We start from the raw sequence: 23,213 nt of genomic DNA on the forward strand, positions 1-23,213 counted from the left end.
ACAAATAGTTGGTTGCGGGGGCCGGATTTGAACCGACGACCTTCGGGTTATGAGCCCGACGAGCTACCGAGCTGCTCCACCCCGCGTCCGAATTGTATTGCCACCACAAAAAGCAGAGCAGTTGCTTCTTGCTGTCTTCGTCTCCACCGCAGCGCTATGCGCTTGCCATGGATACAAATAGTTGGTTGCGGGGGCCGGATTTGAACCGACGACCTTCGGGTTATGAGCCCGACGAGCTACCGAGCTGCTCCACCCCGCGTCCGAGGTCGCCCATAATAGGCGCCAACGCTGAGATTGCAAGTAAATATCCTAAAAAAAGTTTATTCGGGGATTAAACCGTCACATACTGCGCTCTTTTGCAACAAATCGCAGTTTTTTCAGGCAGCTAGCGATCTCTCGCCCCTCAGGCCCCTCCCCGCCTTGCCCCTCTTTGCCATAAAAAAAGCCCGCACGACAAGGTGCGGGCGGGAGGATGCGCCGGGATCAGGCCAGCTGGTGCAACACGCTGGTCGCCGCAATCTGGGCGATGATGAGGCCGCACAGGGTCACGGAGACCACCACGGGGGCCGTCTCCTGCTGACGGTAGATGGGGCTGAACCAGAGCAGCAGGGCTGCGACCAGCAGGCCGGCCTGGGTCACTACCCCGGGGATCAGCGGGTCGAGCCCTGCGCTGCTCCCCTGCCAACCCACCAGCACCGCCAGCCAGATAAGACTCAGGATGGCGGAGACCAGCCCCGCCAGGGGTAGCAGTAGATTGAAGGCTTGCAGGCGGTGGCGGGCACGCAGCAGCATCAGGTGGGCAAAGGCCGACCCCAGCAGCACCATCTGCAGCAGGCCGCCGAGCCAGCCCTGGATCTGCATCAGACCCAGCCCGTAGAGGGCGAGCGGCATGGCGGGCAACCACAGCAGGGTGGCGGGGATGGCGCGCTTGCCCTCCAGGCGAGACTGGACCAGGGAGAGCACGATACCGAGCACCAGGGCGGCCCCCCCACTCCAGATGAGCCAGCCCGCAACCTTGGCCTCCACCGCCAGCATCAGAGAGAGCCCGGTGATCACCCAGACCGAGAAGAGCTGGGTAGTGATCCGCGAGCGCTGGCCCGGGCAGAGATCCCCGCGCCACAGGACGAGGCCCACGGCGATCAGGGCCCCCAGGGCCATCAAACCGGTCAGGGGAAAGAGCCAAAAAGGAAGTTGGACGAACATAGGGTCTCCGGCAGCAGTCCGGGTGCGGGTGCACCCGTCACAGGGTAAGGAAGGACAAGAGGCAGGGAGTATATCCAAACTCCCCCGTCTTCCCAACGCCGCCGGTCAGCTTTGTCCACGGGCAAGGGCGACCACCCGGGCAAACATCTGCTTGAGCACAGGGGGAATGTGCTCGCTGCCGAGGCGCTCCGCCTCCTCCACCACCGCCAGGGCCATGCCTGGCTTGCTACGATGGTGGATCGCCTTGGCGATGATGCGCCCGGCGTTGAGGGTGGAGCGCCCCCCGACCCCCGCCTCACGCCGGAACACCCCCTCGAACCCGTTCTGGTAGAGGTAGTGCTCTATGTCTGCCGCCGGCAACTGGGTCAGCCGATCCCGCTCGCGCTCCCCCTTGAGCAGGGAGCGGGCGGAGCTTGCATACTTGGCGCCCGCCTCGTCACCGTCGGTGAGCAGGTGCCACTCTATGCCAAAGTCCCGGGCCACCTTGATGAGGGGAGCCTGGCCGCACTGGGCGAACTCGATGATGCGCACCCCCTCCGCCCGCAGGCTGTAGCCGCAGATCTGGGCCAGCTCCGAGAGCAGCCAGATCTCGGTCTCCCCTTCCACCAGCAACCAGCAGCGGGCAAACATCGACATGGGCCTGTTGATGCGCACATGGAAGGCAATCTTGCGCAGATCGTCGCTGCTGTAGCGCTCCCCTCCCAACTGATGGCAGAGGATGTCCTGCTGGCGGCGCACCAGACGGCGCACCTGATTGAGGGGCAAGGAGGAGAGCAGGTCCCCCGAGTTGGTGGTGAGCAGCTTCTGGCCGGGCAACTGCTCCAGCAGACCCCAGGCCAGGGCCAGCATGGTGGGATGCAGGCGGCTCTCTGGGTCTTCCAGCATCAGTATGGGTCTGGCCCCCTCCTCCAGCTCCCGATTGCCCCGGGCGTGGAGCAGCATGGCCGCCATACCCGCCATGGCCAGTTGCAGCGCCCGGTTGTCTGCATTGCGCAGCAGCACCTGCAGGTTGCCGGGATTGCGCAGGGTCATGGGGCGATTGACGATATCCCGCTGGCTGCGAGGCTTGTGCTTGATGGGCGCCAGGGCGCTGAAGTAGTGCTCCATCAACTGCTGCACCGCCTGCAGCGCCTCCTTGAGTTCAGGCTCGCCGATGCGCTGGGGCTCGTCGGTGAGCTTGCCGGCCAGCTCGTCCAGCCGCTGCTCGCACAGATCCCCCCAGGGCAGCCGCTCGATGCCCTCCCGGGCGGTACGGGCATCCCGCAGCCTGAACACCGGGTTCATGGTAATGAGCAGACGCACCAGCGCCTCGTTGTTGTCGATGGTCAGGCTCTTGCCGATGCCGTCGAGAAAGTCGTGGGTGGTGAGCACGCTGCCATCGTCCTGCAACTCGGCACTGGCACGATAATGCACCCGGTGGAACTTGTCCTTGTGGGGGATCCAGGCCGCCCCGAGGCGGGCCAGACGGCGGGAGTGCTGGCACATCTGGGGACGATACTCGCTGAAGGTGAGCACCAGTTGCAGCGTGCGCGAGGGTTCGAGCTCGGGATCTTCGGGCCGGTGAAAATCATCCTGACCAAATTGATAGGGCTCGGCATCCCCCAGCAGGCACCAGAGGGCCCGCAGCAGGCTGGATTTGCCCCAGGCGTTTTCGCCGATGAGCACAGTGGTGTTGTCCAGCCCGAGGGAGAGGCGATTTATTCCGCGAAAACCTTTGACTTCAATGCGTTCCAGAAACATGCGGCCATATCCAGTCCATCCTGATGGCGCAATAGTGGCAAAGTTGCCGGAAAAATCCTATCGGGTTACGGCGTTTTCAGCGGGAACTGTGAGGAACGAGCGGTTCGGGCGGCGTCGGCTGGGTGGCGCGATAGAGGGGAGCATTCCAGTGGTTGAACCAGAGATGGCGAGTACGGGTCTGACGTTTGCGATGATTCAATGGGCATTCCTTTCAATGGACAAGAGACAGAGGGTACACCTCTTTTGTCCAGAGTCTCAGGGTTATCTGTGACAGGAGAATGACAACTGGGCTCGCCACTGGCCCGGGCTCAGGCCGAACGCCTCCCGAAAGCGGTTGCCAAAATGGGCCTGGGAGGAGAAGCCGCACTGGGCGGCGATGCTGGCCAGAGGCTCGCTTCCCGCCAGCAACTGCTTGGCCCGCTTGAGCCGCAGCCCGAGCAGGTAGCGGTGGGGCGGACAGCCCAGACTCTGCCCGAACATCCGGGCGAAGTGGTATTCGCTCAGACCCGCCTCCCGGGCGAGCTCTCCCAGGGTGACCGGCTCGGCCAGGTGAGCCTGCAGATACTCCTGTACCCGGCGCACCACGGCCGGGGCCAGGCCGCCGCGCACCTCCGGCAGCGCCGGGGCCTCGCGGGTGTGATGGCGATAGGCGTGCAGCATCAGCATCCAGGCACCGTGGGAGAGCGCCATGCGATCGATGCCGTGCTGCCAGTCGAGCTTCATCAATTGCCCCTGCACCAGGGCCGCCGCCTGGGGATCGTCGATGAAGGTCTTGTCTTCCAGTTGCAGATGACGCCCCTCCTTGTCGCACGCCTGCTCGGCGATACGGGTGAAGTGGCCGGGGGTGAAGTAGAGGTGGAAGAAGCGAAACTCCTCGCGCACCAGCCACTCGGACCTGTGGTGATCCGGCATGATGCACACCTTGCCCGCACCGCCATGGCCACCGGGGCCGTCCAGCCGCTCGGTCTGCTCGCCCCCCTGCAGGTAGACGCTGATGGTGTGGTTGCCCGGCTTGTGGTAGCGGGTCTGATCGTAGCGGTTGCACCAGCTCGCCACCCCGAGCCCGGGCTCCAGCCAGCAGGAGTCCTCCAGCCTGGCACCGGTGCTCACCAGGGCATCAAAGACCCCCGCCTGTCTTGTCTGCTGCATGGCATGCTGCACGCTTGTCTCCCTCTTTGGCACTTGCCGCCCCTTTCCTGTCGCCATCTTATCGCGCCTCATGGTCAAAGGCTGCGCCTCCGTTGAAAAAACCGCAAGATGGTGCAAGCCGGCACCCCGCCTCACGGTTCATGCTGATCACATCATCTTCTCTTGATGGGATCGCACCATGAATCTGATGCTCTATGTTTCCACCGTCCTCATCTGGGGCAGCACCTGGATTGCCATCGCCTGGCAGCTCGGCCCCATCCCCATCGAGGTCTCGGTGCTCTATCGTTTCGCCCTGGCAGCCCTGGCCCTGTTCGCCCTGCTCACGGTGAGCGGCAAGTTTCCGCGCCTGCCCTGGGCGGGCCAGCGATATGCTGCCCTGCTCGGCGCGTTGCTCTTTTCCACCAACTTCCTCTGTTTCTACCACGCCACCCTCTATATTCCGAGCGGCCTGTCGGCGGTGATTTTCGCCAGCGCCAGCATCTTCAACGGCCTCAATCTCTGGCTGTTCGAAGGTAAACGACCGGGCCTGCGCTGGCTGCAAGGATCGTTGCTGGGGCTGCTTGGCACCCTGCTGCTCTTCTGGCCGGTGCTGGCGGATGCGCAACTGGGTGCAAACGGCTGGAAGGGCTTGCTCTTTGCCTGCGCCGGCACCCTCTGCTTCTCCCTGGGCAACCTGGTCTCCGCCCGGGGACAGCGCCAGGGCTATCACGTATTGCAGATGGTACCCTGGGGCATGGTCTACGGCGTGGCGCTGCTGCTGGGCTGGGTCACGGTACTAGGTCAGTCACTCACCCTGCCCACCGACCCGCGCTACCTCGCCGCCATGGTCTATCTGGCCATCTTCGGCTCCGTCATCGCCTTCACCGCCTACCTCACCCTGGTGGGGCGCATCGGTGCCAGCAAGGCGGCCTACGCCACCGTGCTCTTCCCCCTGGTGGCCCTCACCCTCTCCACCTTCTATGAAGGCTTTGTCTGGCAGACGGTCTCCATCGTCGGCGTGGTGGTGAGCCTCATCGGCAACCTGGTGATCTTCGCGCCCCCCGTCAAGGCATGGCGCTGGCCGCTATCAAGGGCCGCAAACGGTACTTGCCCCTGATGCCACCAGCCCCTAAGGTAACCGCGTCCAACACACGAGGAGGGAGGACGCATGTTACTGGAAGGGCTGGAGACACTCTGCCTGCTGGCAAGCGAGGGCACCATGGCCAAGGTTGCAAGCCGCCTCTATATCAGTCAGTCGGCGGTCAGCAAGCGCATCGCCCAGCTGGAGCAGCGCCTTGGCAAGAAGCTCATCGAGCCGGATGGCCGTCATATCCGCCTCACTCCCCAGGCCCGTGAGCTGCTCGCCCGGGTAGCCCCGAGCCTCGCCGAAATGAAGGGGGTGCTGGCGGACAGCCAGATCCTCACGGATCAGACCCCTCTGTCCATCGCCTGCTCCGAAACCCTGCTGGCGGGCTACCTCGCCCGCTTCATGCACGCCTACCTTGAACGGGATCCCCACATTGCCCTCTCTACCCACCACACCCCGGTCATTCTGGCCCGGGTGCGCGGCGGGGATGCCCTGCTCGGGATCTGCGCCGGCCGCCTGCCGCCGGGCCATGGGCTGTGTGCCGAACGGCTGCTGGAGGAGCCCTTCTATCTGGTGGGGGACGCTCTGGATGAGGCGGCGCAGCCGGATCACCAGAGCGCCTTGCCAGAAACTGTGACCAGCAAGCAACTGGCTGAAGGCGACGTGAGTCAGGGGATGCAGGGCAAGGTGCGCAAGATCCTGACCATGGATCTGGAGAACCCCTCCAACCGCTATCTGCGCGAGCCCCTGGCCGCCCTCGGGCTTATCCCCGCCATGGAGCTCGATTCCTACCTGGCGCTGATCGAGCTGGCCAAGGCAGGCATTGGCCCCGTACTCCTGCCCGCCGGCCTGCTGGCACTGGTGGGTGAGCAGGGGACACAGGCACGCCCCCTGCCGGGACTGGGCCGCCCGCTCCACCTGGTCTATCGGCCAAACAGCCTCAAGCGCGATCGCATTGCCCGCCTGGTGCAGGCGCTGCAAGCCCATTTCCGGCAACTGACGGCACAGGGCTGAAACGCAAGAGGGCCCGATCTGCGATCGGGCCCTCGTCATGGGGGGTACCGGCTCAGCCCAGCCAGGCAAAGAGCTCGGGGTACTGGCTCCACACCAGCTTGGCGGACATCACCAGGGAGACGGTCACCAGCAGCGGCTTGATGAGCTTCACCCCTTTTTTGAGCACCAGCTTGGAGCCCATGCGCGCCCCGATGAACTGCCCCAGCGCCATGCACAGCCCCACGCTCCACACCACCTTGCCCCCCAGGGTGAAGAAGAGCAGGGAAGCGATGTTGGAGGTGAAGTTGAGCAGCTTGGTGTGGGCGGTGGCCCGCGCCATGCCAAAGCCCGCCAGGGCCACGAAACCGATGGCAAAAAACGACCCCGTGCCCGGCCCGAAGAAGCCGTCATAAAAGCCCACGCCCCCGCCCACCAGCAGGGCGAACGCCATGGGGGTGAGGCGGCGCTGGCTCTCCGCATCGCTCACCCTGGGGGAGAAGTAGAAGTAGCAGGCAAACGCCATCAGCAGGAAGGGGAGCAGCCGCTCCAGGATGGCGGCATCGATGGTCTGCACCGCCAGGGTGCCGATGGCCGCCCCGATGAAGGTGCAGATGACCGCCGGCCAGATGATTGCCCACTCAAGGAGCCCCTTGCGGGCATAAAACCAGGTGGCGGAGAAAGAACCGAAACTGCTCTGCAACTTGTTGGTGCCAAGCACCAGGGCTGGCGGCATGCCGGTGGCCAGCAGGGCCGGCACCGTCAAGAGCCCCCCGCCCCCGGCGATGGCGTCGATAAAGCCGGCGATGAGGGCCACCCCGAACAGGGCGACCAGGGTGAGCAGTTCCAGTTCCATCCATAGACCTCATGTGATTGGCGGCGCCCGGCATGGCCAGGAGCCTGAAGGAGTCAACAGGTCGCTATCCTAGCGAGGGCGGGCTCATGAAGCCAACGAAACAATGGCAGCCAACTAATTCCTTATTTTCATCAATCAGCGTGCGAGAAGGCCTGTGCTTTGATAACCGCCAGCCCCTGCAGCAGGGGCTGCTTCATCCTCACCGGGCGCACGGCTTACCCGGCCAGCCATGTAGCGGCTGCTAAAGAGATTGAACCAGAGCGCGGCTCTGGCCCTTGATGGCCTCCAGCCCCTCCAGCAGGGGCGCTTCATCCTCACCGGGGGCACGGCATAACCGGCCAGCCATGTAGCGGCTGCTGATGAGGATTAATCCAGAGCGCGGCTCTGGCCCTTGATGGTCTCCAGTCCCTCCAGCAGGGGCGCTTCATCCTCACCGGGCGCACGGCTTACCCGGCCGGCCATGTAGCGGCTGCTGATGAGGATTAATCCAGAGCGCGGCTCTGGCCCTTGATGGTCTCCAGTCCCTCCAGCAGGGGCGCTTCATCCGCACCGGGCGCACGGCTCACCCGGCCAGCCATGTAGCGGCGGCTGAAGAGATTGAACCAGAGCTGCAGCGCCTGTCCCGCCCGCAGCTCCCCGGCCACTTCCAGCACGCAGGCCGCCACCTCGGCGGTGCACAGGTGCTCGTCGCTGTGGGCGACCCGCATGCCGTAGGTGGAGAGCGCATCCGGCTTGATGGCGAGCACCGGGAAGCCGTCCAGATAGGGACTCTTGTTGAACATCTTGCGCGCCTCGGGCCAGGTGCCGTCCAGCAGGATGAACAGCGGCTTCTTGCCGGGGGCCAGTACCACCTCGCCGGTCAGGCGGTCGGGCGCTTTCTCGCAGGCGGGAAAGACCACGTAGGGCTGCCAGGCGGGATCCGCCAGCAGGGCCAGCAGCTCGGGATGGGGTTCGGTACGTGACCAGAGAAAGGCCCAGGTGGAATCCGGCAGCACGTCGGCGATGAGGCGCCCGGTGTTGGAGGGCTTCATGGGCTCGCTGTCATACATCATGAGGCAGAAACCGGCCTCGGCCTTGAGCGCCGGGCGCCAGTCGCAGGCACACCAGTCGTGGCGCAGCTGGCAGGCATCGCAGCGTGGTACGCTGCCGCCACGGGCAAGAAAGGGTCGGGTCGAGACGCTCTTGCGCCAGATGCGCAGGCGGTTGACGGCGTGATCGGGGATGGGCTTCATGGAACGCGGCTCTGACGGTGCCTGTGGCGGGACAAAAGGGGGCTGATTGTAACGGCGCGCCCTCCTGGCGGCAAGGCTTGCCGGGCGGCGCCCTGCCCCCTTCCCTCCCCGCGTTCTGCCCGCCTCGCCCCCATGAAAAAAGGGCCCTGAGGCCCCTACTCACCATCCGTTGCAACCGGGTCTGGCGATGTCAGACCGCCTTTCGCAGGATCTGCTCCAGATAGTGCGCGAAGCTGTGGCCGTGGTGCTCCAGCAGTTTCGGGAACATGGAGATGGAGGTCATGCCCGGGAAGGTGTTGATCTCGTTGAGCAAAATCTCCCCCTCTTCGGTCAGGAAGAAGTCGATGCGCGACAGGTGGGTCAGCTTGAGCTGACGGAACGCCTTGAGCGCGTACTCGTGAATGGCGTCAGCCTGCGCCTGAGTCAGTCCCTCGGCCTTGAGCGCGGTCTCGGTGTGACTGGCGCTGCTGTACTTCTCTTCATAGGTGTAGAACTTGTCCTGGGGTACGCAGATCTCCCCCGGATAGGTGGCCACCAGCTCGTCACCATACTGGTAGACCGCCACTTCCAGCTCGCGGGGCTTGACCGCTTTTTCGATCAATACCTGCTCGGAGTAACCGAAGGCATCGGCAATGCCCTTCACCAGGTCTGCCTCGTTGCTGGCGGAGTAGCAACCCACGGAAGAGCCCTGGGAGGCCGCCTTGATGAAGACCTTGCCCCACTTGGCCAGCGCCGCTTTCGCCTCGATCAGGCTCGCCTCGCCTTGCTCGGTCAGGAACAGGTAGGGGGTATTGGGGATGCCGATGGCGGTGAGCCACAGCTTGGTGGTGATCTTGTTGAAGCACACCTTGCTCGCCTCGGCGTCACAACCCAGATAAGGCAGGCCGGCCAGCTCGAGGAAGGATTGCAGATCGCCGGTCTCACCGGGATAGCCGTGGATGCAGGGCACCACGTAGTCCACCGGACGGGCCACGCTGTCGAACGAGAGCAGCTTGTCCAGCCCCAGCTTGCACTCGCGACCGTCGGCGGAGAGCCAGCGGTCGGCAAACATCTCGACCCGGGTCACTTCGATACCGGGCAGGAGCCCGAGCTGTTTTTCGAGGAAATTGGCGCTGCGCAGCGAGACTTCGTGCTCGGAGCCGCCACCGCCGCACAGCAGCAAGACATGCATGTTCTTCATTAGATGTGATCCCTTGGGAGAAGCGGCTTCGTCATCACCATGTCAAACCCAACCGCATGAAAACCGGACGAAGCCAGAAACGAACATAAGTGCGGGCAGTGTAGCAAGGGAGGGGAAGCCTTGTCAGCCGATGGGGCGCACCTCCCCCTGCCCGGGCAGATAAAAGTCTCTTCCTGTGTCAGAAACAGGATGAAATGCGCTCAGCGGGGGGGATCGACCCGCCCGGCGCCATTGCCGTTGACCCGAAACCAGCCGGCAATGCTGTAGCGCTCCCGGCTTGCGGGCAGCACCTCGTGGGGAAACTCTTCAGACAGGAAGAGCACCAGCCGCCCGCCCCGGGGGGAAACATCCATCAGAAACTGCTCGCTGTCGTCATAGACCCGCAATATTCCCCCCGCCTCTGGCTGCCAGTCGTTGTTCAGGTAGAACACCGAGGTGAGGCGGCGGTTGGATCGCCCGGCGAAGGCGTCGCGATGGGTGGCGTAGAAGTCCCCCTGACGGTAGCGGGCAAAGTGGGCCTCGTAGTCGAACAGCCCCAACATCAGGCTGCGATTGGCGGCCAGACGCAGGGACTCCATCCGGGCCAGATAGTCGGCCACCGGCGCGCCGAGGGAGGCGTCGAGCCAGTGGATCTGATCCCGACGGATATCGCGGTTGCCCTGATGCAGGGTCTCGCGCCCGATCCCCGCCGGTCGCCACTCGTCCGGCAGGCAAGCCTTGAGGGCATCCACCTCGGCGGCGGTTAAAAAATCATCCACTATCACCCAACCCCGGGTGTAGATGGCATCCATGACGGCTTGATAGTCCAAGATAGGCTCGCAGCGAGGGGAGAGAGTGCGCTTTGTAGCGACTTCGGACCATCGGCACAAACCGGATTGCTTCTCTTGAGAAGTCCCGCCATCAATAGGAGTCTGGGGGGCACAGACGCCCTCCCCCTTGCTCCCCGGCCCTCGGCCCGTTAACGTGCAAGGATTGTCCCCCGGGCGCCTTGTCGCCCCTCTTGCATCAGGAGACACCATGCCCCTGCCCCTCATCCCCCTGCAACGACTCGATGGCACGGCCTGGTCCACCGCCGATCTGCAGGGCCGTGTCGTGCTGGTGGTCAACGTGGCAAGCCGCTGCGGTTTTACCCCCCAATACACCGGGCTTGAGGCCCTCTATCGCCAGTTCAGCCCCCAAGGCTTCGAGATCCTGGGTTTTCCCTGCGATCAGTTCGGCCATCAGGAGCCGGGCGATGCCGAGGAGATCGCCCGCTTCTGCTCTCTCGACTACCCGGTCAGCTTCCCCCTGATGGCCAAGTGCGAGGTCAACGGCGTCGGTGCCCACCCCCTCTATCGCTGGCTCAAGGAGCAAAAGCCCGGACTCCTTGGCAGCGAGGCCATCAAGTGGAACTTCACCAAGTTCCTGATTGACCGTGAAGGCCGGGTGGTGGACCGCTTCGCCCCCCAGACCAGGCCGGAGGATCTGGTGCAGGCCATCGAGGGACTGCTCTGACGGGCGTGCGCCGCTCGCGACACGGCTGCTGCGCGTACGCCTCGCATCTGCTATATTACGCGCCCACTGTTCTCTTGTGCGGTCGCTTTGCCGGGCTCAGGCCCAGCCTTGATGGCGACCCACCCTATTTTCCATGTCGTGACGGACCAAGGCTGCCGTCACCCGTTGAGCCCAAGGCTCGGAGTGTCCCTCGAACATGTCATTCAATGAACTGGGTCTGTCACCGCACATCCTGCGGGCCGTCAAGGAGCTGGGTTACGAACAACCCACCCCCATCCAGCAGCAAGCCATTCCCGCCATCCTGGCCGGGCAGGACGTGCTGGGCGGCGCCCAGACAGGCACGGGCAAGACGGCCGGTTTCACCCTGCCCATGCTTCATCGACTGCTGGCCAACCACGGCCGTGGCGGTCGTCGCCAGGTGCGAGCCCTGGTGCTGACCCCGACCCGGGAGCTGGCCGCCCAGGTGGGTGAGAGCATCATCAAATATGCCCACCACCTGCCGTTTCGTACCCTGATCGCCTATGGCGGCGTCAGCATCAAGCCGAACCTGGACGCCATCAAGCTCGGGGTCGACATCCTGGTCGCCACCCCGGGCCGCCTGCTGGATCTGCTGACCCAGGGCGCCCTGACCCTGAGCGCCCTCGAGGTACTGGTGCTGGATGAAGCGGACAGAATGCTCGACATGGGGTTCATCACCGACATTCGCCGCATCATGAAGGCCCTGCCGGAGGAGCGTCAGACCCTGCTCTTCTCCGCCACCTTCTCCAATGACATCAAGGCGCTGGCGGACGATCTGCTCAAGGATCCCACCCTCATCGAGGTGGATCCCAGCAACACCGCCGCAGAGCAGGTAAGCCAGCGCATCATCCAGGTCGATCGGGAGCGCCGCCGGGAGATGCTCTCCCACATGATTGGCCGTGGCAACTGGCAGCGGGTGCTGGTGTTCGTGCGCACCAAGCAGATTGCCGACAGGCTCGCCCAGCAAATGCAGAAAGATGGCCTGGATACGGTCGCCATCCACGGTGACAAGAGCCAGGGGGCGCGCAACCGGGCGCTGGCGGATTTTCGTGAAGGCAAGGTGCGGGTGCTGGTTGCCACCGATATCGCCGCACGGGGCCTCGACATCGATCAACTGCCCCACGTGATCAACTTCGAGCTGCCCCAGATGGCGGAGGATTACATCCACCGCATCGGCCGCACCGGCCGCGCCGGCCGTGGCGGCGAGGCCATCTCTCTGGTGAGCCAGGACGAGCTGGGTCAGCTCAAGGAGATCGAGGCGCTGATCGGCCAATCCCTGACCGTGGAGATCCTGGAAGGATACGAGCCGAGCGGCAAGCCGAGCCGCCAGACCCTGCCGGGCAGCAAGCCGGTGCAAAACCCGCCCCGCGCCCGTGGCCATGCCAACGCCAAGGGCAAGCCCGCCGCCGGGAAAGGCAAAGGGGATGGCGCCAAGAAGCCTGCCCAGCCTGCGCAAAACAAGTCCCGCAAGCGGGAAGTGGTAGGCGAGGACATCGGTTTCGCCCCCATGCGCCGTCTACCCAAGGCCCAGCGGGGCGACTATCAGGACAACTCCAGCGAGGAGTGAGGGGGCGCGAGCCAAACCTCCTGAACAACAAAAAACCGCCCTCGGGCGGTTTTTTTATGCTCTGGCGCCCTTAACCGGCGGCCAAGGCCATGTGCAGCAGCGGATAGGGCTTGCCCTGGCCATCCAGGGGGGAGCGCCCCGTCACCTCGAAGCCCATCCGTCGGTAAAACCCACAGGCCCCTTCGTTTTGCTCGTTCACATCCACCCGGCGCGCCCCGAGATTGGCGATGGCATGGGCCACCAGTTGGCGACCCACCCCCTGCCCCATCCCGGCGGGGGCGACGAACAGCATCTCGATATTGCCCTCGGCCACCCCGATAAAACCGACGATCTCGCCATTGTCTACTCTGGCACAGTTCAGCGTCACGGCATCAAAATAGTGCTCCAGGATCAAGGGCCTCAGGGCCGCTATGTCGGCTTCTTGCAGGAAGTGGTGGCTGGCGCGCACCGAGGCCTCCCAGATGGTGATAAGGGTTGGGTGATCGCACTTTTGTGCGGCGTCAATTTTCATCGCTACCTCAATATGTTGCGGATAACAGCCCACGCCTTTGATGATGCAGCAGTCCATGGGACTTATTGCGGCGCCTTGATAACAAACCCTTTCTCGATGCCGGCCTTGAAGCCCAGCTTCTCATAGAGGCGGTGGGCTTCATCACGCCCCTCCCCCGAGAGCAGCATCACCTTGTAGCAATCCAGCTCCCAGGCCAGCGCCAGGGTATGCTCCAGCAACTGATGGCTGAGCCCCTGGCGGCGAAACGCGGCGCCCGTGATCACATGCTCTATGATGCCGAAGGGTCGGCCGCCGTTGGTGAGGGTCGGGATCACCCCGAGCTGGCAGCTGGAGGCCAGCTGGCCCTCCACCAGGGCCACCATGATGCGGGTATGGGGCAGATCAAGCATCGCCGCCAATCCCTCGCGGGCCCCTTGCTCGTCGAGCACGGGGTCCTGAGGCCTGAGTTCCTGATAAAGGGCCAGCAGCCCGGCCAAGTCCTGCGCCTCACACTCTCTTATCACCACTGTCGTCATCATGCTGATCTCCCTTGGCATCGATATCAGGCGGGTCTTGGGGCAAACATGATGATGGCCATGCCGATCAGGGCCACCCCGGCCCCCACCAGATCCCACAGGCTGGGTTTGATGCCATCTACGGCCCAGAGCCAGAGAATGGCCACGAAGATGTAGACGCCGCCATAGGCGGCATAGACGCGGCCAGCGGCGGTCGGGTGCAATGAGAGCAGCCAGGCGAACAGGGCCAGGCTCAGGGCCGCGGGCAGCAGCAGCCAGGCGCTCTTGCCCTGGGTCAGCCAGAGATAAGGGAGATAACAGCCCAGGATCTCGGCAACCGCAGTCACCAGAAACAGGGCCAGGGTCTTGAGTTCAACCATGAATACTCGGAATCCTTGCAGGCAGAATGGACTTCTTGTGGCAAATCATACTGTTATATCCAGCCACTGCAATCGGCTTTCGAGGTGCACGGTTCAGGGCACGGGAGGCAGATGGCGGAGCGCGAACAGGATCGAGGAACATCATGCGCTTGGCATGGCGTGCGGTAGGTATAGAGGGTATGCAAACAGGGGGTAGAAAGCCGACAGGGAACGGGCTGCGCTGTGCTTAAAAACAGTCAGGCCCGCCGAAGCGGGCCTGACGACAGGATTAGCGTGTCTTGACCGCCTGCAGCAGCACGGAGACATCCGGCCCGAAGCGGCGGGCTCGGATGGCCTCCTGGATATCCTGCTCGTCGTAGCGACTGGCGGGGTAGACCACCACGCAGGCGGTGTCACCGGGAGCGAGGAAGTGGGTCTCGCCAAAGGGGGTGTAGCGGGTGGCGCCAATGCTGATGAGCGCATGGGCCGGGCGCCCCGCCTGGGCCAGCAGCCCCTGGATATGCTCGGCCGGGCCTTCGTCCTGCTGATGGTTGAACTTGTCGATGGCCCACGCCAGCAACTGATCGTGGAAGTAACTGTAATCCACCGCCGCGCTGTCGATCCCGTAGGGGTGCAGCTCCCCGTCCCGCTCCAGATAGCAGGCGATGCGGTAGTCATCGAGCTCGCATCCTGCGGCAAAGTGGGTCAGGGGCAGCAGGTTCGCGGCCAGCCCCTTGCTCTCTTCACCCCAGTTCTTCTTCTCGCTGATCTTGTTGGCATTGGGGCGACGGATGGAGCAGTCGTTGTAGGCGCCAAACGCCTTGGGATGGATGGCCACCACCTGCTCCCCCGCGTACTCCAGCTCGCACCACAGTGCCACCTCGGGTTCAATCTGCACCTTCTCGTCCCCGCTCACCGCCGCCTCCGGCAGGAAGATGGCCTCGCCGCTCAACGGGAAGACCCCGAGCTGGCCGGGATGGTTCGGCACATAGAAGGGGAACAGCGCCTTGGGGGCGACCTTGTCGTCAACCTTGACGGCGACGAAGTCCGCCGCCTCCCCTGCCTGTTCCAGGTGACCGGCGAAGTTGCCCGCCACGCCCAGTCCGATAAAGGGGGTCTGTGAGGTGATCTGCATCTGTGGCTCCACTGGCGCGGCCGGGGCCGCCGCCTCGTTGTCGTTGTTCAGGGCGGAAATACCGCCAAAGAGGGAGCTTATTAGAGCACAGCCCCCGTACGGCGCCCAGCCACCGGGCCACAAGCTGTGCACCAGGGCGGATTTTCCCTCACCATCTGGTCATAAAGCCAGCAGTCGATGCGAAGCTGTGATCCCGATGCTTGGGAGAGCACGGCACTTTTGCTAGGCTGCCCTATTGATTTGCCGTTCGGGAGCCGTCGCAAGGCCATGACCACCCACTTTCAGGGGCGCTTCGAGGTGGAGTTCAAATACCGCCTGACGGACAGCGCCGCCTTTGTGCATACCCTCACGGCCCTCGGCCCCGAGGTGATGGTGGCGGACAATCATGAGCAGGACTGCTACTTCGACACGGCAGATGGCGCCCTGGCCCGGGCAGAGAAGAGCCTGATCATCCGCACCATGGCCCCCAGCGGCATCCGGCTCTGGATAGTCAAAGGGCCCGGACCCGATCGCTGCGAGGCGGTCAACATCACCGATGCGGACAAGGCGGCCAGCATGGTGCGCACCCTGGGCTACCAGCCGGTGCTGACCATCGACAAGCGGCGCAGCATCTATTTTCTGGGGGCCTTCCACGTCACGGTGGATCACCTGGCAGGCGTCGGTGATTTTGCCGAGCTCGCCATCATGACTGACGACGAGGCCGCCCTGCCCGCCTACCGCGCGCAGTTGCTGGCGCTGGCTAGCCGGCTGGGACTGGCGCCCGAGATGCGTGAAACCCGCTCCTATCGCACCCTGTGCGAGCAGCGAGCCCCCCTTTGACAAGCGGCAACAAGAGGAATCTGCCCATGATCGACAAACTCGCCTGGCTGACCTTCAAGGAGGGACAACTGCTGTGCGCCCGCTCCCACGGCAAGGACATCTACTACATTCCGGGGGGCAAGCGCGAGCCGGGCGAGAACGACGAGGCGGCCCTCGTTCGTGAAATCGAGGAAGAGCTCGCGGTCACCCTGAAACCCGACACCCTGGTGTTCGCCTGCGAGTTCAGCGCCCAGGCGGACGGCAAGCCGCAAGGAGTGAATGTCAATCTGCGTTGCTACACGGGGGACACCGACGGCACGCCCGTCGCCTCGGCGGAGATCGCAGAGCTGCGCTGGCTGGACAGCCGCCACCTGGCCGAAGTTTCCCCCGTCTCCCGCCTGCTGTTCCAGTGGCTGGCAGCGCAGGGACTGATCCATTAAGAGACGGCGCACCTGACCGGATGATAATGGCACCGGCAGGAGAGTCCGCGCCCGAGACGTTAATCCCCCACGTGGGCCAAGAGAGAAGATGAGGACATTCAATGGAGATCCTTGAGGTCGAGAGCACCAGAGGCATCAAACCGGCGCTGATCGCCCTGCTGCAAGATTGCGTGGCCAGCGGTGCCTCGGTGGGCTTTCTGCCTCCCCTGCAGGAAGAGCAGGGGCTGGCGTACTGGCAAGGCATCGAGGGGGAGCTGGCGGATGGAGTGCGCAAGCTCTGGGTGGCGTTTGATCAGCACCATCTGGTGGGCGCCCTGCAGCTCTCCCTGTGCACCAAGGCCAACGGGGGCCACAGGGCCGAAGTGGAAAAGCTGATGGTCCACAGCCAAGCCCGTGGCAAGGGGGTGGGCCGCGCCCTAATGAACGCCATGGAGCAAGGGGCCCGGGACGCCAGGCGTACCTTGCTGGTGCTGGATACCCGGGTCGGCGACGTGGCCTCCAGCCTCTATCGCCAGCTCGGCTATCAGGAGGCCGGCCAGATCCCGGACTTCGCCCGCAATGGGGACGGCACCCTCGCCGCCACCCAGTTCTTCTACAAGCAGCTCTGAGGCAGACGACCTGGCAGATCGGACAGCGTACCGGTCTTGCCCCTCCAAGGCTCGGCGCACATAGGTTTTTGGTTCAATCAGACTCATCGGCAAGGAGCCATCATGATATTGGAAGTCGCCCATCTGCAGATCATTCCCGACAAGGCCACTGACTTCGAGCAGGCCTTCGCCCAGGCCCAGCACATCATCAGCGCCATGCCCGGCTACCTGGGCCACCAGTTGCAGCGTGCCCTGGACGATCCCCATCACTACCTGCTGCTGGTGCAGTGGGAACGGTTGGAAGATCACACCCGGGGGTTCAGGGGCTCCCCCCAGTACCAGGAGTGGAAGGCCCTGCTGCACCACTTCTACGACCCCTTCCCCAGGGTCGAACATTTTCAGGATGCAACACCGATCAGTGCCGCAAGCTGAACCTTGATCAGCCAGTCCCGTCACGGGCTGATCAATGGCGTCAGGCCAGTCGCTCGGCCCTGTGGGCAATCTGCGGCTCGGCAAAGGCGCTCTGGGCCGTGATGAGCTGCAGCTCGTAGGCATTCGCCTCCCAGGTCTGTCGCAGCACCGCATCCACCGCGGCGTTGGTGCGCTCGAAGGCGCTCACCCCATCATATCCCGCCTGCAGGTTGGCCAGCATCAGGGCACTGATGAGATCCCCCACGCCCACCGGTTGGCGCGCGAAATCGTAAAGGGGACGGGCGATCAGATAGTCTCCCTCGGGGGTGGCAAGCAGCATCTCGAAGCGGCCGGGGACGCTGGCGGCGCGACCCAGGTGCTTGACAAGCACCATCTTCACCCCCTTCTCCAGCAACTGGCGTGCGGCGACCCGGGTCTGGGCCAGGGTTGTCAGATGGACATCGCACAGGGTCTCCAGCTCCAGCAGATTGGGGGCCATGATGTCCGCCACCGGCAGGGCCTGCTCAGTGAGAAAGCGGGTGACGCCCGGGGCGACGATGCACCCCTTCTCCGGATGCCCCATCACGGGATCGCAGAAATAGAGGGCCGCCGGATTGGCTCGCTTCACCGCCGCCACCACCGCCAGGATCTCGTCCCCCTGCTCCGCCGAGCCCAGATAGCCGCTCAGCACCGCATCGCAGCGCGCCAGCACCTCGATATTGCAAAGCCCCTGGCACAAGGCGGCAATGTGGCCCGCCGGCATCGCCATTCCCTGCCAACCCGCCTCGTACTGGGTGTGGTTGGAGAACTGCACCGTATTGATGGGCCACACCTCCATGCCGAGACGGCGCATGGGGAACACGGCGGCGCTGTTGCCGGCACAGCCAAACACCACGTGGGACTGGATAGAGAGAATGCGTTTCATCGACACCACCGGACAAGAAGCCTGAGGAAAAGAGGCAATATATCGGATGAAGAGACGGCTCTTCCAGCAATTAACGCCCTGACTCCCTATTTATGCTTCCGCAGGCTTAACCTGCCGCATATTTGACCGCCGCAACCCTGTTTCTGTACAACCCTGGAGCCATCTCCCCCGCTGCTGCGGGGTGATAAATGTATTTGGACGCCTCTTGTCTGATGGCATACAAGGTGATTTTTCAACCAACCATAAACAGTCGGGATCAAGGATGAGGTCCGATGGAAAGGCGCCAGTCGGCAGTCGGCAGTCGGCAGTCGGCAGTCGGCAGTCGGCAGTCGGCAGTCGGCAGTCGGCAGTCGGCAGTCGGCAGTCGGCAGTCGGCAGTCGCAAAATAAGGCAACAAGGGCAAGGGTCAAGGAGGCGTCGGAAGATCACAGGACAAAGGCGGCCTGCCCTTGCCTGACACCGTGGCAACGGCAAGCCATACGCAGTGGCGACAGCAAGTCACGTCACCAGTGCCGTGGCTGCAGCAAGTCGCCAGCAGTCATCAGAGGGAGCGCGGTGCCCTTGGGCGTCTCAATCCCGGGCGAAGTGGTAGACCCAGCCTTCGTCCGGTGCCATCTCGTCCGGCAGGTCCACCAGGGCAGGCAGCGAGGTGACGGCCCCTTCGGCCGCAAATTGCAGGGCCATCAGGGCGCAGAGCGCAGCATCATAGGGATCCGTTCCAGGGATGAGAGACGCCGGCAGGTGGGGTTGCAGCTCGGGCCGCACCGCAGAGGCTTTGCCCCCCATTTTGGCCAGGGCGGGATAGACCTCCAGCACCGCGCGCCCGGCAGCCCTCGCCTGTTTTGGCACCAGTTGCAGATCCCCGAGGCGCGGCAGCATGGAGAGGGCCAGGGTGGCGTTGTTGCCGAGCCTGTCGAAGGTGGCGGAGAGGGGCTTCTTGCCATAGTGCTGATGGAGCCAGCGCTCGCAATCCCGGTAGGCGTAAGGGTTGTCAATCTCCCGCTGGGGCACGGGAAAGCCGCTCCCCCGCCCCGCCAGCAGATCGGCGAGGGCGCGGGGAAAGGCCAGGGGCGCATCGATGCCGAGAGCAAGGCACGGGCAGGCCAGCACCTGCATCAGCGCCACCTCGTCTTGCAGGGCCGGGCGCAGCAGGGCATCCAGATCCGGCGCGACCCGGGAGCTCAGGCGAAACAGGGGGGAGATCCCGAGCCAGTGCAGACGCGACTCCCGGGCCTGCCAACCCACCACCGCCACCGCCTGGGCATTGCCCTGCCAGCCCCTCACATCCCAGCCGATGCCGATGGCGTCCATGTGTTCCGTTGTCATGCCCCTGTTACCTCTGTGCAACCTTGATGGAGCACAGGGTAATGGCTGCCCCTCCTAAAGCAAGGGCAAGTTGGTCCCTAGAAGGATTTCTTGAAGTTGATCAGGGGCAGAATGGGGAAGATGCCGTTCTCGGCGTAGTTGGCCAGGCCAATCTGCAAGCCGTCCAGGTGCTTGGTGGCATTGACGAATCCCAGCTGGAACGTGGTGCGTTCGGCATAGTTGACGAAGCCGACGTTGGCCAGGGCATTGCCCTGGGCGATGTTGACCGCCCCCCAGTTGAGCCCCTTCACATTGTTGGTCAGGTTGACGAAGCCCAGATTGAGGCCGGTATCCTGCCCTTCGTGCCAGTTGACGGCGTTGATGGCGACCCCGCCAAACTGGTGGCGCACCCGGCTCGCGCCAAAGAACACACCAAGCTGCAGGCCGGTGAACTGATCCACGTCGGAGAGGGCGAACACCGGCAGATCGATCCCCTTCACCTGGCCGGTGCGGCCGTAGAGGAAGGAAGCCCGTGCCCCTTCCACCTGATTGGACGAGGGCAGGTTGACACCGGGCAGGGAGATCTGGACCGGCGTGCTGGCCTGGGCGACACCGGCGAGGGTCAGGGCACCACAGCCGAGCAGCAGGGCGAACGGTTTCATCGGGGATTCCTTGTGAAGAGGGTGTGGCTCAAGGGTACCAGCGCAGGCCCCGGGGGACGAGGTCTCGGCCCTTTCCCTGCGTCACCTCTCGTCTGAATCCGGGGATGGCTCTCTCGGCGGAATGGAAAATTCAAACAGAAACTAACATTTATGTCATTTACACCAAAGGTGGATTGGTTGCAGAATGCTCAAACGTGTGTTTGAACAGAGCAAACAACACGTAACACAGGGATGACGTGCTGTACCCGCAAGAAGGGTCGATTGACCCGCAAAAACAGTGTTCTGCCGAACCGGAGACCCATGATGAATATGGACGTGATCAAGAGCTTTACCGAGCAGATGCAAGGCTTTGCCGCTCCCCTCACCCGCTACAACCAGCTGCTCGCCAGCAACATCGAACAGCTGACCCGGTTGCAACTGGCGTCCGCCAATGCCTACGCCGAACTGGGGCTCAACCAGTTGCAGGCCGTCGGCAAGGTGCAGGATGCCCAGAGCCTGGCGGCCCTCGGCACCGTGCAGCTGGAGAGCGCCAGCCAGCTCTCCCGCCAGATGCTGGCTGACATCCAGAAGCTCAGCGCCCTCGGCCAGCAGTTCAAGGAAGAGCTGGATGCCCTGACCGCAGATGGCATCAAGAAGAGCACGGGCAAGGCCTGACAACCCCTGGCTGCCCGTCTTGCGGGCAGCCACATCTCCCCACGACTCGACAGAACGGGCAAGTGCCCGCCCCGGGCGTGGGTGAAGGAGAACACATGAGCCAATCATCTTACGGCCCGCTGTTCGAGGCCCTGGCCCACTACAACGACAAGCTGCTGGCTATGGCCAGAGCCCAGACAGAGCGCACGGCCCAGGCCCTGCTGCAGACCAGTCTGGACGATCTGGGCAAGGTGCTGGAGCAGGGCAGCCAGCAGCCCTGGCAGCTGATCCAGTCCCAGATGAACTGGTGGCAGGATCAGCTCAAGCTGATGCAGCACACCCTGCTCAAGAGTGCAGGCCAGCCGAGCGAGCCGGTGATCACCCCGGATCGCAGCGATCGCCGCTTCAAGGCCGACGCCTGGAGCGAGCAACCCCTCTATGACTACCTCAAGCAATCCTATCTGCTGACCGCAAGACACCTGCTGGCGGCGGTGGATGCCCTGGAGGGCGTGCCCGAGAAGAGCCGGGAGCGACTGCGCTTTTTCACCCGCCAGTACGTCAACGCCATGGCTCCCAGCAACTTCCTGGCCACCAACCCGGAACTGCTCAAGCTCACCCTGGAGTCCGACGGCCAGAATCTGGTGCGCGGCCTCTCGCTCCTGGCCGAAGATCTGGAGCGCAGCGCCGATCACCTCAACATCCGCCTGACCGACGAGTCCGCCTTCGAGCTCGGCCGGGATCTGGCGACCACCCCGGGCCGGGTAGTGCTGCGCACCGAGCTCTTTGAGCTCATCCAGTACAGCCCGACCACGGCGACGGTGGGCAAGATCCCGGTGCTGGTCGTGCCCCCCTTCATCAACAAGTACTACATCATGGACATGCGCCCCCAGAACTCCCTGGTGGCCTGGCTGGTCGCCCAGGGACAGACGGTCTTCATGATCTCCTGGCGCAACCCGGGGGTGGCCCAGGGGCAGGTCGATCTCGACGACTACGTGGTGGACGGGGTCATCGCCGCCCTGGACGCCGTGGAGGCGGCCACCAGCGAGCGGGAGGTGCACGGCATCGGCTACTGCATCGGTGGCACTGCATTGTCACTCGCCATGGGCTGGCTGGCAGCGCGGCGCCAGAAGCAGCGGGTACGCAGCGCCACCCTGTTCACCACCCTGCTGGACTTCTCCCAGCCCGGGGAGCTTGGCATCTTCATCCACGAGCCCATCATCGCGGCGCTCGAGGCGCAGAACGAGGCCAGGGGCATCATGGACGGGCGCCAGCTGGCGGTCTCCTTCAGTCTGCTGCGGGAGAACAGCCTCTACTGGAACTACTACATCGACAGCTACCTCAAGGGCCAGAGCCCGGTGGCGTTCGATCTGCTGCACTGGAACAGCGACAGCACCAACGTGGCGGGCAAGACCCACAACAGCCTGCTGCGCCGACTCTACCTGGAAAACCAGCTGGTGAAGGGGGAGCTCAAGATCCGCCACACCCGCATCGATCTCGCCAAGGTGAAGACCCCGGTGCTGCTGGTGTCCGCCGTGGACGATCACATCGCCCTCTGGCAGGGAACCTGGCAGGGCATGGCGCTGTTCGGGGGCGAGCGGCGCTTCATTCTGGCCGAATCCGGGCACATCGCCGGCATCATCAATCCGCCGGATGCCAACAAATACGGCTTCTGGCAAAACGGTGCCGAGGCCGAGAGCCCGGAGAGCTGGCTGGACGGGGCGACCCACCAGAGCGGCTCCTGGTGGCCCGAGATGATGCGCTTTATCAAAGACCGTGACGAGGCAGAGCCCGTCCCTGCACGGCAGCCTGCCGAGGGGCTGGAGGCGGCCCCCGGCAGCTACGTCAAGGTACGACTCAATCCGGTGTTTGCTGGCGTCAGGAAGCAAGAAGAGGAACCCGCATGAGTACACAACCCCTTGCCGTGGGCATGAAAGCCAGCCTGACCAAGCGCTTCGGCCCGGCCGAGGTGGCGGCCTTCGCCGGCCTCTCAGATGATTTCAATCCCCTGCACCTGGACCCGGACTTCGCCGCCAGGACGATGTTCGAGCGCCCCATCGTCCACGGCATGCTGCTGGCGAGCCTCTTCTCCGGGCTCCTCGGGCAGCAACTGCCCGGGAAAGGGAGCATCTATCTGGGCCAGAGCCTCTCCTTCACGCTCCCTGTGTTCGTGGGGGACGAGGTGACGGCGGAGGTGGAGGTGATTGCCCTTCGAAGCGACAAGCCCATCGCCACCCTGGCCACCCGCATCTTCACCCAGGGCGGCGCTCTCGCCGTGACGGGGGAAGCGGTGGTGAAACTCCCTTGAGCGCCAGTGGCCCCCAGAGACACAACCAGCCCGGTCGGGCTGGTTTTTTTGCCTGTGCTCGCCCCTTTTTCGGGGCAATTCGGCCCGGGCCCTTTCCCTGCCCCGCCTAACTGCCTAGAATGAGCCCCCGCTGTTTCAGCCATTCATCCAGCT

General features: G+C 64.0%; 26 protein-coding genes, 2 tRNA genes and 1 pseudogene. 11 read left to right on the forward strand and 18 right to left on the reverse strand.

All coding sequences use genetic code 11. The features are described 5' to 3' along the window. Positions 1-9: 9 nt before the first annotated feature. From AB5Y93_RS04590 to AB5Y93_RS04615, 6 genes are all read right to left on the reverse strand, one after another. A tRNA-Met gene (locus AB5Y93_RS04590) sits at positions 10-86 on the reverse strand. 96 nt (positions 87-182) lie between these two features. Continuing rightward, positions 183-259, reverse strand: a tRNA-Met gene (locus tag AB5Y93_RS04595). Positions 260-483: 224 nt separating this feature from the next. Then, complete coding sequence (locus AB5Y93_RS04600; RefSeq protein WP_010674858.1) at positions 484-1,203, reverse strand: hypothetical protein; 720 nt, start codon at positions 1,201-1,203, stop codon at positions 484-486. Between the two features lie 105 nt (positions 1,204-1,308). Continuing rightward, entirely contained in the window at positions 1,309-2,943 is a 1,635-nt protein-coding gene (locus AB5Y93_RS04605) for an ATP-dependent endonuclease (protein WP_113978493.1), read from the reverse strand. A gap of 76 nt (positions 2,944-3,019) precedes the next feature. Then, a complete protein-coding gene (locus AB5Y93_RS04610; protein WP_256094327.1) occupies positions 3,020-3,142 on the reverse strand; it encodes a hypothetical protein in 123 nt (40 codons plus the stop codon). A 62-nt stretch (positions 3,143-3,204) separates the two neighbouring features. Continuing rightward, positions 3,205-4,092: a helix-turn-helix domain-containing protein gene (locus AB5Y93_RS04615; protein ID WP_041215897.1), complete on the reverse strand. Its 888-nt coding sequence runs from the start codon at positions 4,090-4,092 to the stop codon at positions 3,205-3,207. Positions 4,093-4,270: 178 nt separating this feature from the next. Here AB5Y93_RS04615 and AB5Y93_RS04620 point away from each other — a divergent pair, with 178 nt between their 5' ends. Together AB5Y93_RS04620 and AB5Y93_RS04625 are read left to right on the forward strand one after the other, a co-directional pair. After that, on the forward strand, positions 4,271-5,188 hold the full coding sequence (locus AB5Y93_RS04620; RefSeq protein WP_041215090.1) for a DMT family transporter: 918 nt from the start codon (positions 4,271-4,273) through the stop codon (positions 5,186-5,188). Between the two features lie 51 nt (positions 5,189-5,239). Then, positions 5,240-6,172 carry a LysR family transcriptional regulator gene (locus tag AB5Y93_RS04625; protein ID WP_128274385.1) on the forward strand — a complete coding sequence of 311 codons (933 nt, stop codon included), beginning with the start codon at positions 5,240-5,242 and terminating at the stop codon, positions 6,170-6,172. 52 nt (positions 6,173-6,224) lie between these two features. Here the strand turns inward: AB5Y93_RS04625 and AB5Y93_RS04630 are convergent, their stop codons facing one another. The 5 genes and pseudogenes from AB5Y93_RS04630 to AB5Y93_RS04650 form a co-directional block, all read right to left on the reverse strand. Beyond that, a complete protein-coding gene (locus tag AB5Y93_RS04630) occupies positions 6,225-7,004 on the reverse strand; it encodes a TSUP family transporter (RefSeq protein ID WP_010674863.1) in 780 nt (259 codons plus the stop codon). A 366-nt stretch (positions 7,005-7,370) separates the two neighbouring features. After that, positions 7,371-7,484 (reverse strand): annotated as a pseudogene (locus AB5Y93_RS04635) (DTW domain-containing protein); the annotation flags it as partial. 2 nt (positions 7,485-7,486) lie between these two features. Continuing rightward, the gene (locus AB5Y93_RS04640; RefSeq protein ID WP_216987328.1) at positions 7,487-8,236 is read right to left on the reverse strand and encodes a tRNA-uridine aminocarboxypropyltransferase; all 750 of its coding nucleotides are present in this window, start codon (positions 8,234-8,236) and stop codon (positions 7,487-7,489) included. Positions 8,237-8,426: 190 nt separating this feature from the next. Then, entirely contained in the window at positions 8,427-9,416 is a 990-nt protein-coding gene (locus AB5Y93_RS04645; protein WP_010674866.1) for a D-alanine--D-alanine ligase, read from the reverse strand. Between the two features lie 200 nt (positions 9,417-9,616). Further along, positions 9,617-10,225, reverse strand: a complete 609-nt coding sequence (locus tag AB5Y93_RS04650; RefSeq protein WP_151027667.1) for a 2OG-Fe(II) oxygenase — start codon at positions 10,223-10,225, stop codon at positions 9,617-9,619. A 208-nt stretch (positions 10,226-10,433) separates the two neighbouring features. Between AB5Y93_RS04650 and AB5Y93_RS04655 the strand changes: the two genes are divergently transcribed. Continuing rightward, the gene (locus tag AB5Y93_RS04655) at positions 10,434-10,910 is read left to right on the forward strand and encodes a glutathione peroxidase (RefSeq protein ID WP_323948203.1); all 477 of its coding nucleotides are present in this window, start codon (positions 10,434-10,436) and stop codon (positions 10,908-10,910) included. Positions 10,911-11,106: 196 nt separating this feature from the next. Continuing rightward, the gene (locus AB5Y93_RS04660) at positions 11,107-12,495 is read left to right on the forward strand and encodes a DEAD/DEAH box helicase (RefSeq protein WP_104452968.1); all 1,389 of its coding nucleotides are present in this window, start codon (positions 11,107-11,109) and stop codon (positions 12,493-12,495) included. A 70-nt stretch (positions 12,496-12,565) separates the two neighbouring features. Here the strand turns inward: AB5Y93_RS04660 and AB5Y93_RS04665 are convergent, their stop codons facing one another. From AB5Y93_RS04665 to AB5Y93_RS04680, 4 genes are all read right to left on the reverse strand, one after another. Beyond that, positions 12,566-13,006 carry an acetyltransferase gene (locus AB5Y93_RS04665; RefSeq protein WP_167826382.1) on the reverse strand — a complete coding sequence of 147 codons (441 nt, stop codon included), beginning with the start codon at positions 13,004-13,006 and terminating at the stop codon, positions 12,566-12,568. Between the two features lie 62 nt (positions 13,007-13,068). After that, complete coding sequence (locus AB5Y93_RS04670; RefSeq protein ID WP_233462883.1) at positions 13,069-13,524, reverse strand: GNAT family N-acetyltransferase; 456 nt, start codon at positions 13,522-13,524, stop codon at positions 13,069-13,071. Between the two features lie 23 nt (positions 13,525-13,547). Continuing rightward, positions 13,548-13,880: a YnfA family protein gene (locus AB5Y93_RS04675; RefSeq protein WP_041211490.1), complete on the reverse strand. Its 333-nt coding sequence runs from the start codon at positions 13,878-13,880 to the stop codon at positions 13,548-13,550. Between the two features lie 268 nt (positions 13,881-14,148). Continuing rightward, positions 14,149-14,994, reverse strand: a complete 846-nt coding sequence (locus AB5Y93_RS04680) for a DUF5718 family protein (protein WP_368228875.1) — start codon at positions 14,992-14,994, stop codon at positions 14,149-14,151. A gap of 267 nt (positions 14,995-15,261) precedes the next feature. Between AB5Y93_RS04680 and AB5Y93_RS04685 the strand changes: the two genes are divergently transcribed. From AB5Y93_RS04685 to AB5Y93_RS04700, 4 genes are all read left to right on the forward strand, one after another. Beyond that, positions 15,262-15,813: a class IV adenylate cyclase gene (locus tag AB5Y93_RS04685; protein ID WP_201901120.1), complete on the forward strand. Its 552-nt coding sequence runs from the start codon at positions 15,262-15,264 to the stop codon at positions 15,811-15,813. Between the two features lie 26 nt (positions 15,814-15,839). Beyond that, on the forward strand, positions 15,840-16,232 hold the full coding sequence (locus tag AB5Y93_RS04690; RefSeq protein ID WP_368228876.1) for an NUDIX domain-containing protein: 393 nt from the start codon (positions 15,840-15,842) through the stop codon (positions 16,230-16,232). Positions 16,233-16,333: 101 nt separating this feature from the next. After that, complete coding sequence (locus tag AB5Y93_RS04695; RefSeq protein ID WP_010674875.1) at positions 16,334-16,840, forward strand: GNAT family N-acetyltransferase; 507 nt, start codon at positions 16,334-16,336, stop codon at positions 16,838-16,840. A gap of 102 nt (positions 16,841-16,942) precedes the next feature. Then, entirely contained in the window at positions 16,943-17,251 is a 309-nt protein-coding gene (locus AB5Y93_RS04700) for an antibiotic biosynthesis monooxygenase (protein WP_368228877.1), read from the forward strand. A 40-nt stretch (positions 17,252-17,291) separates the two neighbouring features. Here the strand turns inward: AB5Y93_RS04700 and pdxY are convergent, their stop codons facing one another. From pdxY to AB5Y93_RS04715, 3 genes are all read right to left on the reverse strand, one after another. Continuing rightward, entirely contained in the window at positions 17,292-18,155 is an 864-nt protein-coding gene (pdxY, locus tag AB5Y93_RS04705) for a pyridoxal kinase PdxY (protein ID WP_069651330.1), read from the reverse strand. Between the two features lie 570 nt (positions 18,156-18,725). Next, positions 18,726-19,481 carry a DUF429 domain-containing protein gene (locus AB5Y93_RS04710; protein WP_368228878.1) on the reverse strand — a complete coding sequence of 252 codons (756 nt, stop codon included), beginning with the start codon at positions 19,479-19,481 and terminating at the stop codon, positions 18,726-18,728. Between the two features lie 77 nt (positions 19,482-19,558). After that, positions 19,559-20,122 carry a hypothetical protein gene (locus AB5Y93_RS04715; RefSeq protein WP_010674879.1) on the reverse strand — a complete coding sequence of 188 codons (564 nt, stop codon included), beginning with the start codon at positions 20,120-20,122 and terminating at the stop codon, positions 19,559-19,561. 303 nt (positions 20,123-20,425) lie between these two features. Between AB5Y93_RS04715 and AB5Y93_RS04720 the strand changes: the two genes are divergently transcribed. The 3 genes from AB5Y93_RS04720 (at position 20,426) to AB5Y93_RS04730 (ending at position 23,060) form a co-directional block, all read left to right on the forward strand. Next, positions 20,426-20,776 carry a phasin family protein gene (locus tag AB5Y93_RS04720; protein ID WP_319862622.1) on the forward strand — a complete coding sequence of 117 codons (351 nt, stop codon included), beginning with the start codon at positions 20,426-20,428 and terminating at the stop codon, positions 20,774-20,776. Positions 20,777-20,871: 95 nt separating this feature from the next. Further along, the gene (locus tag AB5Y93_RS04725) at positions 20,872-22,659 is read left to right on the forward strand and encodes a class I poly(R)-hydroxyalkanoic acid synthase (protein WP_368228879.1); all 1,788 of its coding nucleotides are present in this window, start codon (positions 20,872-20,874) and stop codon (positions 22,657-22,659) included. Continuing rightward, on the forward strand, positions 22,656-23,060 hold the full coding sequence (locus AB5Y93_RS04730) for a MaoC family dehydratase (protein WP_368228880.1): 405 nt from the start codon (positions 22,656-22,658) through the stop codon (positions 23,058-23,060). Before AB5Y93_RS04725 ends, AB5Y93_RS04730 begins: the two co-directional genes overlap by 4 nt. The last annotated feature ends 153 nt before the right edge of the window (positions 23,061-23,213 follow it).

This window comes from Aeromonas sp. R10-1, assembly GCF_040908465.1.
GTDB classification, from domain to species: domain Bacteria; phylum Pseudomonadota; class Gammaproteobacteria; order Enterobacterales; family Aeromonadaceae; genus Aeromonas; species Aeromonas caviae.

Coding starts and splice junctions, on each gene's coding strand:
- AB5Y93_RS04655 (WP_323948203.1), top strand. CDS start 10,434: ATGCCCCTGCCCCTCATCCCCCTGCAACGACTCGATGGCACGGCCTGG.
- AB5Y93_RS04625 (WP_128274385.1), top strand. CDS start 5,240: ATGTTACTGGAAGGGCTGGAGACACTCTGCCTGCTGGCAAGCGAGGGC.
- AB5Y93_RS04665 (WP_167826382.1), bottom strand. CDS start 13,006: ATGAAAATTGACGCCGCACAAAAGTGCGATCACCCAACCCTTATCACC.
- pdxY (WP_069651330.1), bottom strand. CDS start 18,155: ATGAAACGCATTCTCTCTATCCAGTCCCACGTGGTGTTTGGCTGTGCC.
- AB5Y93_RS04670 (WP_233462883.1), bottom strand. CDS start 13,524: ATGATGACGACAGTGGTGATAAGAGAGTGTGAGGCGCAGGACTTGGCC.
- AB5Y93_RS04620 (WP_041215090.1), top strand. CDS start 4,271: ATGAATCTGATGCTCTATGTTTCCACCGTCCTCATCTGGGGCAGCACC.
- AB5Y93_RS04600 (WP_010674858.1), bottom strand. CDS start 1,203: ATGTTCGTCCAACTTCCTTTTTGGCTCTTTCCCCTGACCGGTTTGATG.
- AB5Y93_RS04675 (WP_041211490.1), bottom strand. CDS start 13,880: ATGGTTGAACTCAAGACCCTGGCCCTGTTTCTGGTGACTGCGGTTGCC.
- AB5Y93_RS04605 (WP_113978493.1), bottom strand. CDS start 2,943: ATGTTTCTGGAACGCATTGAAGTCAAAGGTTTTCGCGGAATAAATCGC.
- AB5Y93_RS04690 (WP_368228876.1), top strand. CDS start 15,840: ATGATCGACAAACTCGCCTGGCTGACCTTCAAGGAGGGACAACTGCTG.
- AB5Y93_RS04660 (WP_104452968.1), top strand. CDS start 11,107: ATGTCATTCAATGAACTGGGTCTGTCACCGCACATCCTGCGGGCCGTC.
- AB5Y93_RS04645 (WP_010674866.1), bottom strand. CDS start 9,416: ATGAAGAACATGCATGTCTTGCTGCTGTGCGGCGGTGGCGGCTCCGAG.
- AB5Y93_RS04680 (WP_368228875.1), bottom strand. CDS start 14,994: ATGCAGATCACCTCACAGACCCCCTTTATCGGACTGGGCGTGGCGGGC.
- AB5Y93_RS04695 (WP_010674875.1), top strand. CDS start 16,334: ATGGAGATCCTTGAGGTCGAGAGCACCAGAGGCATCAAACCGGCGCTG.
- AB5Y93_RS04640 (WP_216987328.1), bottom strand. CDS start 8,236: ATGAAGCCCATCCCCGATCACGCCGTCAACCGCCTGCGCATCTGGCGC.
- AB5Y93_RS04615 (WP_041215897.1), bottom strand. CDS start 4,092: ATGCAGCAGACAAGACAGGCGGGGGTCTTTGATGCCCTGGTGAGCACC.
- AB5Y93_RS04630 (WP_010674863.1), bottom strand. CDS start 7,004: ATGGAACTGGAACTGCTCACCCTGGTCGCCCTGTTCGGGGTGGCCCTC.
- AB5Y93_RS04700 (WP_368228877.1), top strand. CDS start 16,943: ATGATATTGGAAGTCGCCCATCTGCAGATCATTCCCGACAAGGCCACT.
- AB5Y93_RS04720 (WP_319862622.1), top strand. CDS start 20,426: ATGAATATGGACGTGATCAAGAGCTTTACCGAGCAGATGCAAGGCTTT.
- AB5Y93_RS04725 (WP_368228879.1), top strand. CDS start 20,872: ATGAGCCAATCATCTTACGGCCCGCTGTTCGAGGCCCTGGCCCACTAC.
- AB5Y93_RS04710 (WP_368228878.1), bottom strand. CDS start 19,481: ATGACAACGGAACACATGGACGCCATCGGCATCGGCTGGGATGTGAGG.
- AB5Y93_RS04685 (WP_201901120.1), top strand. CDS start 15,262: ATGACCACCCACTTTCAGGGGCGCTTCGAGGTGGAGTTCAAATACCGC.
- AB5Y93_RS04715 (WP_010674879.1), bottom strand. CDS start 20,122: ATGAAACCGTTCGCCCTGCTGCTCGGCTGTGGTGCCCTGACCCTCGCC.
- AB5Y93_RS04730 (WP_368228880.1), top strand. CDS start 22,656: ATGAGTACACAACCCCTTGCCGTGGGCATGAAAGCCAGCCTGACCAAG.